Origin of the sequence: Ilumatobacter sp., assembly GCF_965215205.1 — a bacterium.
Lineage (GTDB): Bacteria > Actinomycetota > Acidimicrobiia > Acidimicrobiales > Ilumatobacteraceae > Ilumatobacter_A.
Window position 1 is genome coordinate 1,948,676 of sequence record NZ_OZ244049.1, and the last position, 13,861, is coordinate 1,962,536.

A 13,861-nucleotide genomic window follows, 5' to 3' on the forward strand; every position below is an offset into this window, starting at 1 on the left:
GAACGGGGGCGGTCACGACCGGCGGCCGGTGATCCGCAGCGTGCTGAGCAGGGTGGTCAGCCCCTCGAAGGCGGCGAGCGACCCCGAGCCGCCCGACATCGACACGAGGAACCGCAGCGGAGCCTCGGAGATCATCCGCTCGCTCAGCCGCACCAGCACGGGATCGGGATCCGCTCCGAGCATCGCCTCCATCTGGCGGCGAGCGATGGCCCGGAAGGCGCGCTCGGCGATGCGACCGAGGCGGGTGGCGTCGAGCTCCTCGACGACGGTGTTGATGGTGAACGGCAGGACCGGGGTCACCGGGGGCACGGGATGGCCGAGCATCGACTCGAACTCCGCGGTCGTCGCCACGAAGCGGTCGCGCCCGGGGCCCCGTGCTCCACGTGGCGCCCGCTGGATCATCTCGCCGGGGACCTCGACGGTGAGCGTGGAGCGCTCGTCGGCCGACGAGCGTGCGACGATCAGGTCGAACTCGCCCTCCTCCACCCGCCAGCGCGCCTCGTCGACGTCGTAGGACGCGAACGAGCGCTCGTCGAGCGCCATGGTCACCGTCTCGGCGTCGCCCGGCTCGAGGTGGACCTTGGCGAAGCCGGCCAGCTCGCGCTCGGGACGATGGACGCTCGAGACGACGTCGCGCACGTAGAGCTGCACGAGGTCGGAGCCGGGGCGCTCGCCGGTGTTGCGCACCGTGACCGAGACGGTGAGATCGGTACCCGACCCCTCGAGCCGAGGCTCGTCCCACTCGAACGTCGTGTACGACAGCCCGTGGCCGAACGCGAAGCGCGCGGCCACGGCGGCGGTCGTGTGGAACCGGTAGCCGACGTGGAGGCCCTCTCGGTACTGGACCTGGCGTGACCTCTCGCCGAAGTTCTCCTCCGAGGGGAACACCATCGACGCCGGGAAGCTCTCGGCGAGCCGCCCGCCCGGTTCGGAGCGACCGAGCAGGACGTCCGCGATCGCCGAGCCGCCGGCCTGCCCGCCGAGGTACGCCTCGAGGATCGCGGCGGGCCGATCCGCCCAGGAGATCATCACCGGAGCGCCGTTGCACAGCACCACGACGGTGCGCGGGTTGGCCGCGCACACCGCCGACACGAGATCGTCGTGGGAGCGGGGGAGGGCGAGGTCGCCGCGGTCGATGCCCTCCGCCTCGTGGCTCGCCGGCAGGCCGACGAAGACGATCGGCACCTCGGCCTCACGGGCGAGATCGGTGGCCTGCCGGATCTGCTCGGTGGTGGCCTCGCCGGTGCCGGCGTCGTAGCCCGGGGTCGATCGGACCCGGCCGGTCAGCGCGTCCTCCAGGCTGCGGCGCGCGACGTCGAGTCGCGTCGGCACGACCTGCGAGCTCCCGGCGCCCTGGTAGCGCGGGGTGTCGGCGAACGCGCCGATGATCGCCACGTCGGTCCCGGGGTCGAGCGGCAGGGTGCCGTCGTTGGTCAGCAGGACCGAACCAGCGGCCGCCGCTCGCCGGGCGAGGCGGTGGTGGGCCACCTCGTCGACGCCCCCGTCGCCGCCGACACCCCCGTCGCGGCGTCGACGGGCCTCGTCGTGGGTGCGGCGGGCGAGCTCGGCGACCCGCGTCGCGCAGTCGGTGACGGCGGTCGGGTCGAGCTCGCCGTCGTCGACCGCATCGGCCACGAGGCCGTCGTGGGCTCCGCCGCTCGAGGGCATCTCCAGGTCGGTCCCCGCCCGCACGGCGGCGACCCGGTCGTTCACGGCGCCCCAGTCGGTCACGACGAGGCCGTCGTGGCCCCACTCGCCGCGCAGGATCTCCCCGACGAGCCGCTCGTCGTCGGAGGTGTACGTCCCGTTGACGAGGTTGTACGAGGTCATGATCGCCCAGGGCCGAGCGGTCCGCACCACGATCTCGAAGCCACGCAGGTAGATCTCGCGCAGGGTGCGCTCGTCGACGATCACGTCGCTGACCATCCGGTACGTCTCGTGGTTGTTCGCGACGAGGTGCTTGGGGCACGCGGCCACCCCCTCGGACTGCACCCCCTCGACGTAGGCCGCCGCGAGGTTCCCCGACAACCAGGGGTCCTCGGACAGGTACTCGAAGTCGCGGCCGCCGGCGGGGTGGCGCTTGATGTTCATCCCCGGGCCGAGCAGGACGCCGACCCCGGCGGCGCGCGCCTCTCGACCGAGCGCGACGCCCACCTCGCGGAGCAGATCGACGTCCCACGACGCCGCGAGGCACGATGCGGTGGGGAAGCAGGTCGCCGGGACGGAGTCGCCGATCCCGAGGTGGTCGGCGTCCCCGCGCTGCCGCCGGATCCCGTGGGGACCGTCGGCGAGCGTCATCGACGGGATCCCCAGGTCGGGCACCGGTGGCGTCGACCAGAAGTCCCGGCCCGACAGCAGCTCGATCTGCGCTTCGAGGGGCAGCTCGCCGATCTGGCGTCGGATCTCCGACATCAGCCCGGATCGTCCGTCCGCCGGCGTCGGGGTCGGCCGCCCCGCGAGTCGTCGACCGCCACCCGCTCCGGAGGCGCCGAGCCGGACCCCTCGCGCTTGGCGGCGTACATCGCGCGGTCGGCGGCGGCGAGGAGGTCGGCCGCTCGCCGGCCGTCGAGCGTGGTGCTTCCGACGCCGATGCTGGCGGTGCACCGCAGCGACAGGACGTCGGTGACGACGATGGGGGCGCGCACGAGCGCCGCGATCCGTGCGATCAGCTCGGCGGGCGGGTCCAGATCGGGATCGAAGATCACCGCGAACTCGTCGCCTCCGAGCCGGGCCGCCATCCGACGGTCGGCGACGACGCGCTGGAGCCGACGTGCCGTCTCCTGCAGCACGATGTCGCCCGACTGGTGGCCGAACGCGTCGTTGACCTGCTTGAAGTGGTCGACGTCCACGTAGACGACGGCGAGAGCCGCCCCGCTCGCGGCGGTGCGCTCGAGCTCGGAGGCGAGGAGCCGGTCGAACTGGCGACGGTTGGAGACGCCGGTGAGCGGGTCGACGAGCGCCTCGGCGGACTGCGCCGCCTGCAGGTGCCGCAGCTCGGTGACGTCGCGCACCACCCCCTGGACGATGCTGCGATCGATCGTCGTCGTCGTCTCGCCGACCACGACGGAGCCGTTCGTGTGGCGGAACCGGAGATCGAAGCGAGCGGGGACGCGGCCCCCGCCGATGGCCTCGACGAGCAGCGATCGGGTGTCGGGCTCCGCGATCTCCAGGACGCGACGGAAGTCGTTGAGGAAGAACGACGGCGGGTACCCCAGGACCGCCTCGACCGAGGGGCTCATGTAGTCGACGTGCACCTCGGGGGTGGTGCGGATCCGCCACACGACGTCCGAGGCGTTGTCGGCGAGGCTCCGGAACCGCGCCTCGCTCTCGGCCAGGCGGAGCTCCGCGAGGTGGCGATCGGTGACGTCGCGTCCGACGGAGAGGACCTCGGGCCCGTTGTCGGTGACGACGTAGCGGTCGACCCACTGCAGCCACCGGTTCGACTCCCCGGGCACCGCACGTGCGACGTCGTCGGTGAGGACGGGCTGGTGGGGACCGAGCGCGGCGAGCTGGGAGTGGAGCCCCTCGAGCTCGTCGGGCGACAGGAACTCGTCGAGGCGTCGACCGATCACCTCGCTGCGGTCCACCCCGTACTGGGAGGACCAGGCGGCGTTGCAGTAGGTGATGACGTGGTCGGACACGCGGAAGCGGTTGACGCGCTCGGACAGCAGGTCGAGGATCGAGGCGGCGGCATCGGGCTCGTTCGGGACACCGTGGAGGTGGCGCGGACTCGACACCCTCCGACCGTAGCCGACGGGCGCGAGGCGCCGAGCCGGGGCCCACCGCCGTCCGCCGCTCAGCGTCGTCGTCGGCTGGCGACCCGCCCCCGGACCATCGCCCACCACTCCCGGGGGATCGACTCGAACGTCGCCATCGAGAACTCGTCGGCCAGCTCGCCGATCGCCATCGCGTACGACGGGTACGGGTGGACCATCCCGAACAGCTTGCGCAGGCCGATCCCCCGGTCGATCGCAAGGGTGAGGATCCCGATGATCTCCGCGGCGGCGGGCCCGACGATCGCGGCGCGCAGGATCCGCCCGGTGAACCGCTCGACGTCGACGACCACCAGACCGACGGAGACGTCGTCGGTGTAGCCGCGATCGATGTCGGGGATCTGCACGGTGTGCCGTCGGCGGGCGGTCGCCGGGAAGGCCTCGACCTCCTCGACGCTCATGCCGACCGATGCGACCTGGGGGCGGCTGTACACCACCGCCGGCTGGGCCCGAGGGTCGCCGAGGGTGGGCAGGGGGAGCGCGATGGCGCGCAGGCAGCGCCGGGCGATCGACATCGCGCCGTGGGTGGTGGCGGTGCTCCCGGTGACGTCGCCCACCGCCCAGATCCCGTCGACCGAGGTCCGGCCCCAGGAGTCGGCCTCGATCCCGCGCTCCGACGTCGTGACGCCCGCCCCCTCCAGCCCGAGCCCCTCGAGGACCGGGCGCCGCCCGATCGCGACCAGGACGGTGTCGACGCCCCGCACGGTGCGGGAGTCGGCGAGGTGGGCGACATCGCCGTCGAAGCGATCGACGACCGTGCCGGTGTGGACGATCACCCCCATCTCGTCGAGGGCGCGCCGGATCGCGTCGGACACGATCGGGTCCTCCTGCGCGAGGAGGCGATCGGCCGCCTCGACGAGGTGGACGGCGCTGCCCAGGTCGTGGAACGCGGTCGCCATCTCGAGCGAGATGGGACCGCCGCCGATCAGGAGGATCGTGGAGGGGACCGAGGTGAGCTCGAAGAGCGTCTCGTTGGTGACGACCTTCGACGGGTCCAGACCGTCGATCGCGAGCTCGACGGGAGCCGAGCCGGTGCAGATCACCACGTTCGCGGCCCGTCGCTCGGTGACGGTGCCGTCGGCGGCGGTCACCTCGACCACGTGGGGATCGCGGCGACCGGTGAGGCGCGCGCGACCGTGGACCAGCTCGATCCGCTCGTCCTCGACGATCTCGCGCTCCTCCTCGACGGCGAGGCGGTCGCGCTTGGCGCGCACGTGGGAGAACGGGTCGTCGAGGCCGGCGGCCGCCGCGTGGAGCAGCGACTTGGACGGCACGCAGCCGACGTTGGTGCAATCGCCTCCGACGGGTCCCTCCTCCACGAGGACGACGTCGCGACCGAGTCGGGACAGCCCGATCGCGACCGTCAGGCCCCCCGAACCCGCTCCGATGACCAGGGTGGCGTCGTCACCGCTCACGCGAGCGGACGGACGACGAGACCGGTCAGCAGCTTCGGCGTGAAGAAGGTGGACTTCGGGGGCATCACGACTCCCTCGCGCGCCGTCCGCTCGATCTCGTTGACGGACACCGGCCGGATCAGCACCCCCGCCCGGGCATCGCCGCCGGCGACCTCCTCGACGACGCGCTCGACCCCGTGCTGGTAGGTGACGGTGTGGTCGACGCCGCTGAGCAGGTGCTCGAGCCACGCACCGTCGAGGGCGCGCACCCCGTCGAAGGCGCCCGGACGCGGCGTGAGCCACTCGGCGGTGCCGTCGGCGTGGAGCAGGCACAGCACGCCGCGCTCGTCCATCGTGGCGAGCGTCGACTCGGTCGGTGCCTCGGCGGGGGAGCGCTCGAACCCCGCGTCGAGCGCGGCGACGAGCTCGTCGACATCGACCTCGCGGTAGAGGCGGTGGATGGCCTCGACGCTGAGCTGGTCCTCGACGAGCTCGCTGACGAACGCCAGCGTCTCGGCGGACCCGTCGGCCGCGGCCGGCAGGTGAGCCGAGCCGTCCGAGCCGCCCGGGTCGGCGGCGGCGGTGGACGAGCCCGGGGCGGTCATCTCCTCGTGGAACCGCTGGGCGACGCCGTAGCGGTGGTGGCCGTCGGCGATCAGCACGTCGTCGGAGCCGATCCGCGCCGCGATCGCGGCGATGCGGTCGGGGTCGACGACGCGCTCGACGCGGTGGCGCACCCCGTCGACGGTGACCGTCGCGATCTCCTCGGCCGGCTCGGTCAGCAGCTCGGTGAGGCCGTCGGCCAGCGACAGGCCCCACACCGGCGACATGTTCGCCCGGGTCGCGCGGGTGAGATCGAGGCGGTCGGTGGACGCCTTGGGCGTGATCCGCTCGTGGGGGAGGACGCCGCACTCACCGTAGGGACCGACCTCGAGGCCGCCGAGCACCCCCACCACGTCGCGCTGGGCCCCGGTCGAGTCGCGGAAGCTCATCCGGTACAGCGTGAACGTCGGTTCGGGGTCGAACTCCATCACCCCGGCGTCGATCCACCGCCGCAGCGTCGACCCGGCGCGCTCGTAGCGACCGGGACCCTCCGATTCGCGCGGCACGTCGACGTGGGTGATGTTGAGCTCGCTGCGCTCGTTGAGCTCGTCCAGGTCGGTGGCTGACAGCACGTCGTAGGGCGGGGCGACCAGGTCGTCGACGTCGCGCGCGGCGTAGCGCAGGGCGGGGAAGGGCGTGAACCGGGGCACGGGACCAGGATGCCACCCACCGCCGTCCGGCGGTGCAACGATCGGGGCGATGATCGACGACGTCTCCACCGTGCTGTGCGACCTCGACGGGGTGGTGTGGCTGTCCCACGAGCCGATCGACGGATCCGTCGCCGCGATCGAGCGGATCCGCGCCTCGGGCCGGCGCGTCCTGTTCGTGACCAACAACTCCGCGGCTCTCGTGGCCGAGCACGAGGGGTCTCTGCGCGAGATCGGCATCGAGGCGGCCGGTGACGTCGTGTCGTCGTCGATGGCGGCGGCGACCCTCGTCGTCGAGGGCGAGCGCGTCCTCGTGGCCGGCGGCCCGGGGGTGGGCGAGGCCGTGGAGTCGGCCGGTGCGGTCGCGGTCGCCTCCGACGGTCGCGAGCCCCCCGAGGCCGTGGACGCCGTGGTGGTCGGGCTGCACCGCGACTTCGACTACGCACGCCTGCGCGTCGCCGGGAGGGCGGTGCTGGGCGGGGCGCGCCTGATCGGGACGAACGGCGACACGACCTACCCCACCCCCGACGGTCTCGAGCCCGGCGGCGGGTCGCTCGTCGCAGCGGTCGCCGCGGTGGGCGGCGTCGAGGCGGTGATCGCCGGCAAGCCCCACCAGCCGATGGCGGACCTGATCCGCGACCTCGTCGCCGACCCCTCCGAGGTGCTGATGGTGGGGGACCGTCCCTCCACCGACGGCCTCTTCGCCCGACGGATCGGGTGCCGCTTCGCGCTCGTCGAGACCGGGGTCACCGGACCCGGCGACGAGGTCGACGTCGACGTCCCCGTCGAGCTGCGCGCCGACGACCTGGCCGCGGTGGCCGACGCCCTCGGCGGCGGGCACCCGAGCGGCGGAGCGTCGGCCCCGTCCTCGTCGACCGGGTCGCCGCGGGCCTGAGGGGAGGATCGATGGCCCCTCGACGACGACTCGACGCCGAGCTCGTCCGTCGCGATCTGGTGGCGAGTCGAACCGAGGCCCGTCGCCTGATCGACGACGACCGGGTCCTCGTCGACGGCGCGGTCGCCGCCAAGTCGTCACGCCAGGTCGCGCCAGGAGACGCGATCGTCGTCACCGGCCCGGCGTCGCGCTTCGTGGGCCGAGGCGCCGAGAAGCTCGATCACGCCCTCGACGCCTTCGGCCTCGACGTCACGGGGATGCGGATCCTCGACGCCGGAGCGTCGACCGGGGGGTTCACCGATTGCGTGCTGCAGCGCGGCGCGCACGAGGTCGTGGCCGTCGACGTCGGACACGGCCAGCTCCACGAGCGCCTCCGAGCCGATCCCCGGGTGGTCAACCTCGAGCGGCTCAACGTCCGCTCGATCACCCCGGAGGTGGTGGGAGGCCCGATCGACGGCGTCGTCGCCGACCTGTCGTTCATCTCCCTGCGCCTCGTCGTCGCGCCGTTGATCTCGGTGTGCGAACCTGGGGGTCCGATGGTCCTGCTGGTCAAACCGCAGTTCGAGGCAGGCCGCTCGGAGGTCGGGCGTGGTCGCGGCGTCGTCACGGACCCCGAGATCCACGCCCGGGTGCGCGCCGAGGTGGGCGAGGCGCTCGCCGACCAGGGGTGTGCGGTGCTCGGGTGGACGACGTCGCCGATCACCGGCGCTCGCGGCAACGTCGAGTTCCTCGTGCACGCCCGCACCCCCGTCGAGGAGGCGGACCGATGAAGCCGCGGAGGCTCGTGGTCGTCGCCCACCACCAGCGGCGATCGGCGCGCACGCAGGCGGAGCGCGTCTCGCGGTGGTGCGCTGAGCACGACGTCGAGTTCTGGATGCCCGAGTTCGACGCCCACCAGCTCGAGATGGACGGCCCGGGCAGCGACCGGTCGCCGAGCGACGCCGACGTCGTGCTGAGCCTGGGAGGCGACGGCACCATGCTCCGCAGCGTCGCTCTGCTCGCCGGAGCGGCGGTCCCGCTGATCGGCGTCAACCTCGGCACCCTCGGCTACCTCACCGAGGTCGAGCCGGAGTCGCTCACCGACGCCCTCGACCGCTTCGCCCTCGGTCCGGTGGCGGGGGAGTGGCACCTCGACGAGCGGATGATGCTCGACGTCGCGGTCAACGGCGAGCTCGTCGGGCGGGCGCTCAACGAGGCGGTGGTCGAGAAGAACCAGTCCGGCCACACGGTGCGCCTCCTCGCGCGGATCGACGGTGACCCGTTCACCCACTACGAAGCCGATGGGCTGATCGTGGCGACCCCGACGGGGTCGACCGCGTACTCCCTGTCCGCCCGCGGCCCGATCGTGTCGCCGCAGCACCGCGCCACCCTGCTGACCCCGGTCTCGCCGCACATGCTCTTCGACCGCACCCTGGTGCTGTCGCCGTCCGAGGTGGTCGAGATCGAGGTGGCGGGCCGCTGGCGCGCCGAGCTCGCGCTCGACGGCCAACCGGGGGGGCTGCTGCGGTCGGGTGACGTCGTGCGCTGCAGCCCCTCGGTGGAGACCGCGAACTTCGTCCGCTTCGGCGCGTACCGGTACCACCAGATCCTGAAGACCAAGTTCGGCCTCAGCGACCGCTGAGGGCGGCCGGGGGTGCGCGCTCAGCCCGCCGCGACGCGGACGCCGGCGACGAGCCGCTGCGCGCCCTCGAGCGCGATCGCCCAGGTCTCGTCGCGGTCGGGGCGGGTGCAGATCCCGTGTCGGGCGCGCACGTCGTCGGTCAGCTCCTCGACGAAGGGGGGCCGAGGCGCCTCGGCGGGGACGAGCCCGAGGGCGAATCGCAGGTCGGCGTCGATCCACGGGCGCACCGAGGTGCACCAGCCGACGATGTCGGCCGCGAGCTCGGCGTGGCGGGCCTCGTCGGTCGCGAGGCGACCGAGCGCGGCGGCCAGCTCGGGTGAGCGTCGAGCGGCCGACTCGCAGCGAGCGGCCGCCCAGCCCTCTCCGAGGACGCCGTCGATCAACGCACCGATCGCGGTGTCGACGAGACCGTCCACCCGCCGGCGATGGCGCGTGAGGTCGCCCACGTCGGCCACGACCCGGGGGTCGTGGGCGCCGCTGCGGCGCGCCAGCGCCGGGCAGATCTCGGTGTGGTGGTGCTCGTCGTCGGCGGCGCTCAGGACGCGGTCGACGAGCTCGCTCGGGGCGCCGATCGCGACCAGCGACGACCCGGTCCGGTGGAAGCTGGCGACCGAGCTGAACCGGTGGCGCGCGGACTCGATCCAGTACCGGGCGGCGGCGGGTGCCTCGTCGGTCGACGGGGGGCTGACCCTCGGCAGGACCGGGCGCGAGCCGCGCCCACGGACGGGTCGACCGTCGGTCCAGGGTGCGGGTTCGGCCCGCTGCGTTCGTGGTCCGATCATGTGCGCTCCGTGACGATCCATTCGGCACGCCCGTCGTCGGACTTGAGCGACGTCCGTCCGCGTGCTCCCCGACCGACCCGCCGGGGTCGCCACGGGGCTCAGTCGGGTCCCGTCTCGAACGTCGAATCGTCGATCGGCGTCGGGATCGGCGTGTCGCCGACCGCCAGCTGATCCGAGACGGCGAGCGCGAGGACCGCGAGCGCCACGGAGAACAGCGCGCCGCCGACGCCGTACACCGCGTGGCCGACGACCGCCACGAAGACCACGACCGCCGGTCCGACGTGCAGCGAGCGGACGTCGACCACCCGACGCCACCAGCGAGCCTCGACGAGCTGGAGCGCGATCGCGACGACCGCCACGACCGCCACGCCGACCAGCCCGGTGGTCCCCAGGCCGGCGACGATCACCGGGAGCCACCCGAGGGCGATCCCCAGGTAGGGCACCAGCGACGCGAGGCCGGCGAACAACGCGACGAGCCGGGCGCCGGGGACGCCGATCGCGACGGCGGCGACCCACACGGCGAGCCCGTTGACGACGCCCTGGGCGATCGACGCCCAGGCCTGGATCTGGGCGCGCCGCACCCCGTCGCGCAGCGCCGCCTCGAGCCGGGCGGGGCGGGACCCGCCGAGCTGGGCGAAACCCCCGGCGACCATCCGCGGACCGAACAGCAGGAGGAACACGGTCAGGATCATCGTGACGAAGAAGGGCGGAGCCGACAGGGCGACGGCGCGCAGCGCGTCCCCGCGAGATCCGGTCCCCTCGACGAGACGCTCGGTCGCCTCCTCGATCCGATCGACGAGTCCCACGTCGCGGGCGAGCTGGCCGACGCGATCGTCGCGCTCCTCGATCGACGCGGCGACCTGGGGGCCGCTCGAGCGGATCAGGTCGACCTGCTCGAGGACGCCGGCGGAGTACAGCCAGGTGAGCCCCGCGGCGAGGGCGATCACCGCGACGAACGTGACCGCGATCGCGAGCCCGTGCGGGAGGAGCCGGTCGGCCAGGCGCACCGCCGGCGCGAGCAGGACGGCGACGGTCGTCGCCGCGACCGCCCACCCGATCACCTGGTGGGCGGAGGTGAACACCGCCCGCGCCGCGACGACGGCGAGGATGCCCGCCGCCACCAGCAGCACGGTCCGCCACGCGGGTCGATCGGCGGTGTCGGCCACCCGCCCGAGCGGGTCGGGCGCCGGGGTGGCCATGGACGCGTAGGGTAGCCGTTCGTGGCCGAGCGACCGGGGGACGGCGAGGACGGGTCCGACCCGTCGGCACCCGTGCGGGAGCGCACCCACGTCGCCGCGCCCCTGCGTCGGGACCTGGTCGCCGCCGGGGTCGTCGCGGCCGGCGTGCTCGTCGCGCTCGCCGTGCTCGCCATCGCCCGTGCGGCCTCCGCAGCGCTGACCGCCCTCGGGGTGGGCGTGCTGTTCGCCCTCGCCCTCGACCCGGTGCTGCGCGCGACCCAGCGGCGGTTCCGGTGCAGCCGCTCGACCGGGACGCTCGTCGTCGGTTCCGCGCTCGCCGTCGTCCTCTTCGGCGTCGTCGCGGTCCTCGGCCCCCAGGCGGCCGAGCAGGCGCAGGAGTTCTCCGACGAGATCCCCGAGACCGTGGAGAGCTTCTACGACTGGCCCGTCGTCGGCGACCGACTCCGCGACGCGGACGCCGCCGGCTCGGCCGCGGCCTACGTCGACGACCTGCCGAACCGGGTGGACGCCGACGCGATCGGTGCGGCGGCCGACCGCCTGCTGAGCGGCCTCGGCACCGCGCTGCTCGTGCTCGTCACCGCCGTGGCCGTGATGCTCGACGGTGAGGCGCTGGTCGCGCGCGTGCGTCGAACGCTCCCCGAGGAGCGCCGGGAGCGGGCCGACGAGGTCGGCCGGATCGTGTACCGGTCCCTCGCCCGCTACTTCGCCGGATCGGTGAGCGTCGCGATCCTCAACGGCTTCGTGATCCTGACCGTCGGGCTGCTGCTGGGGATCCCGCTGGCCCCCCTGGCGGGGATCTGGGCGGCGATCACGAACCTCATCCCCCAGATCGGGGGGCTCCTCGGCGGGTCGTTCTTCGTCCTCCTCGCGGTCACGGAGGGGGCGGTGCCCGGGGCCATCGCGCTCGTGGTGTTCCTGGGGTACCAGCAGTTCGAGAACAACGTGATCCAACCGACCGTGATCGGGCGCGCCGTCGACCTCACCCCGCCCACGACGATGCTCGCGGCGCTCGTCGGCGGAGCCGCGATCGGCGTCCCGGGGGCACTGGTCGCGACACCCCTCGTCGGCGCGATCAAGTCGGTGTGGCTCGACGCCCGGGGCGAGGCGCCCGACGAGGAGGACCGCCCCGGATCGCTCGCCGCGACGGCGCTGTCGCGCGTGCGCCGGCTGCTCGGGGGCCGGTGACGGCGCGCGCGCCCGACGGCGACCGTCGCCCGCGCTCGGGTCGACGGCGCGTGCCCGCGACACCCCGCTGGTTGGATGGGCGGCGATGCTGAGCGAACTGCACATCGAGAACCTCGGGGTGATCGAACGGCTCGACCTGGTCGTCGGGCCCGGTCTGACCGCGCTCACCGGCGAGACCGGAGCGGGCAAGACGATGCTGGTCGAGGCGATCGAGCTGCTCGTCGGCGCTCGCGCCGATGCCACCGTCGTTCGCCACGGGGCCGACGAGGCCCGCGTCGAGGGGCGCTTCGTCGACCGTCACGGCGAGGAGCGGGTCCTGGGTCGCGCGGTCCCCGCGCAGGGGCGCTCGCGCGCCTACGTCGACGGTCGGCTCGCCACCGTCGCGTCGCTCGCCGAGGTCGCGACCGACCTGGTCGATCTCCACGGTCAGCACGCGCACCAGGCGCTGCTCTCGGTCGCCACCCAGCGAGAGGCGCTCGACCGCCACGGCGAGGTCGACCTCGCTCCGCTGCGCGCCGCTCGCGCCCGCCTGACCGAGATCGACGCCGAGGCGGCCACCCTCGGAGGCGACGATCGCGTGCGCGCGCGGGAGATCGACCTGCTGCGCTTCCAGGTCGCCGAGCTCGACGCCGCCGACGTCGACGACCCCGACGAGGACGTGCGCCTCGACGCCGAGGAATCCCTGCTCGCCGACGCCGTCGCCCACCGCGAAGCCGGATCGGCCGCTCACGAGCAGCTCGCCGGCGAGGCGGGTGCGCGCGACGCGATCGGCGCCGCTCTCGCGGCGCTGCGCGACCGCCGCCCGTTCACGGACGCCGTCGGGCGCCTCCACGACGTCCTCGCGGAGCTCGACGACCTCGCGACCTCCGTCGAGGCGATCGGCGAGTCGATCGACGAGTCGCCGACGCGCCTCGACGAGGTCCGCGGCCGACGCCAGCTGCTGGCCGACCTGCGTCGCAAGTACGGCGACGACCTCGCCGCCGTGATGGCGTTCCACGCCGAGGCGGAGGACCGGCTGCGCGAGCTCGAGTCGTACGAGGAGCGCGCCGCCGAGCTCGACGCCCGCCGCGCCGAGGCGCTCGAGCGCGAGCAGGTCGCCGCCCGCGCGGTCGGCCGGACCCGGCGGGCGGCGGCCGGCCCGCTCGCCGAGGCGGTCGAGGCGCGGCTGCGAACGCTCGCGATGCCCGCCGCCTCGGTCGCGATCGAGGTGGGTGAGCACGACGCCGACCACCCCGGCGACCGGGTGCGGTTCCTGCTCGCCGCGAACCCGGGCGCGCCGCTGCTGCCGCTCACCCGCGTCGCGTCGGGAGGCGAGCTCGCCCGCACCATGCTCGCCCTCCGCCTCGTGATGTCGGGAGCCGGCGGGGACGGGGTGTCGAGCGTCACCCTCGTCTTCGACGAGGTCGACGCCGGCATCGGAGGCGAGGCGGCGCAGGCGGTCGGCGACGCCCTGGCCGACCTCGCTCGGCACCACCAGATCCTGGTCGTGACCCACCTCGCGCAGGTCGCCGCCGTCGCGGACTCCCAGGTGTCGGTGTCCAAGGCGGTGCACGACGGCGCGACGTTCGCGACCGCGCGACGGGTCGACGGCGACGATCGCGTCGAGGAGATCGCACGCATGTTGTCGGGGTCGGCGACGAGCGGCGCGCGCCGCCACGCGGCGGAGCTGCTGCGGTGAGCGACGGCGACCCGGGCGCGCTCCACCCCACGAGCGACGAGCAGACCGTCACCGGGGCCCCCTCGGCGCGGTACATTGCACTTC

11 protein-coding genes are annotated in these 13,861 nt (G+C 74.0%); 5 read left to right on the forward strand and 6 right to left on the reverse strand.

Annotation, left to right across the window (positions count from 1 at the left end):
• Positions 1-12 precede the first annotated feature (12 nt).
• From ACOOHC_RS09150 to ACOOHC_RS09165, 4 genes are read right to left on the reverse strand one after another with little or no spacing between them, the layout of a single operon-like run.
• Positions 13-2,412 carry a beta-glucosidase gene (locus ACOOHC_RS09150; RefSeq protein ID WP_420453681.1) on the reverse strand — a complete coding sequence of 800 codons (2,400 nt, stop codon included), beginning with the start codon at positions 2,410-2,412 and terminating at the stop codon, positions 13-15.
• Positions 2,412-3,737: a sensor domain-containing diguanylate cyclase gene (locus ACOOHC_RS09155; protein ID WP_420453682.1), complete on the reverse strand. Its 1,326-nt coding sequence runs from the start codon at positions 3,735-3,737 to the stop codon at positions 2,412-2,414. The genes ACOOHC_RS09150 and ACOOHC_RS09155 overlap by 1 nt, the downstream gene beginning before the upstream one ends.
• A 59-nt stretch (positions 3,738-3,796) precedes the next feature.
• A complete protein-coding gene (locus tag ACOOHC_RS09160; RefSeq protein WP_420453683.1) occupies positions 3,797-5,188 on the reverse strand; it encodes a dihydrolipoyl dehydrogenase family protein in 1,392 nt (463 codons plus the stop codon).
• Complete coding sequence (locus ACOOHC_RS09165; RefSeq protein ID WP_420453684.1) at positions 5,185-6,420, reverse strand: DUF1015 family protein; 1,236 nt, start codon at positions 6,418-6,420, stop codon at positions 5,185-5,187. The genes ACOOHC_RS09160 and ACOOHC_RS09165 overlap by 4 nt, the downstream gene beginning before the upstream one ends.
• 49 nt (positions 6,421-6,469) lie before the next feature.
• On the opposite strand from ACOOHC_RS09165, the gene ACOOHC_RS09170 reads away from it, so the two are divergent.
• From ACOOHC_RS09170 to ACOOHC_RS09180, 3 genes are read left to right on the forward strand one after another with little or no spacing between them, the layout of a single operon-like run.
• Positions 6,470-7,312, forward strand: a complete 843-nt coding sequence (locus ACOOHC_RS09170) for an HAD-IIA family hydrolase (RefSeq protein WP_420453685.1) — start codon at positions 6,470-6,472, stop codon at positions 7,310-7,312.
• A gap of 11 nt (positions 7,313-7,323) precedes the next feature.
• Positions 7,324-8,082 (forward strand): TlyA family RNA methyltransferase, encoded by a 759-nt coding sequence (locus tag ACOOHC_RS09175; protein WP_420453686.1) that lies wholly within the window; start codon positions 7,324-7,326, stop codon positions 8,080-8,082.
• Entirely contained in the window at positions 8,079-8,933 is an 855-nt protein-coding gene (locus tag ACOOHC_RS09180) for an NAD(+)/NADH kinase (protein ID WP_420453687.1), read from the forward strand. The genes ACOOHC_RS09175 and ACOOHC_RS09180 overlap by 4 nt, the downstream gene beginning before the upstream one ends.
• A 20-nt stretch (positions 8,934-8,953) precedes the next feature.
• On the opposite strand, the gene ACOOHC_RS09185 is transcribed toward ACOOHC_RS09180, so the two are convergent.
• Entirely contained in the window at positions 8,954-9,715 is a 762-nt protein-coding gene (locus tag ACOOHC_RS09185) for a hypothetical protein (RefSeq protein ID WP_420453688.1), read from the reverse strand.
• A 98-nt stretch (positions 9,716-9,813) separates the two neighbouring features.
• The gene (locus ACOOHC_RS09190; protein WP_420453689.1) at positions 9,814-10,914 is read right to left on the reverse strand and encodes an AI-2E family transporter; all 1,101 of its coding nucleotides are present in this window, start codon (positions 10,912-10,914) and stop codon (positions 9,814-9,816) included.
• A gap of 21 nt (positions 10,915-10,935) precedes the next feature.
• Here ACOOHC_RS09190 and ACOOHC_RS09195 point away from each other — a divergent pair, with 21 nt between their 5' ends.
• Both ACOOHC_RS09195 and recN read left to right on the forward strand, forming a co-directional pair.
• On the forward strand, positions 10,936-12,099 hold the full coding sequence (locus ACOOHC_RS09195; protein WP_420453690.1) for an AI-2E family transporter: 1,164 nt from the start codon (positions 10,936-10,938) through the stop codon (positions 12,097-12,099).
• An 85-nt stretch (positions 12,100-12,184) separates the two neighbouring features.
• Entirely contained in the window at positions 12,185-13,777 is a 1,593-nt protein-coding gene (gene recN / locus ACOOHC_RS09200) for a DNA repair protein RecN (RefSeq protein WP_420453691.1), read from the forward strand.
• Positions 13,778-13,861 lie beyond the last annotated feature (84 nt).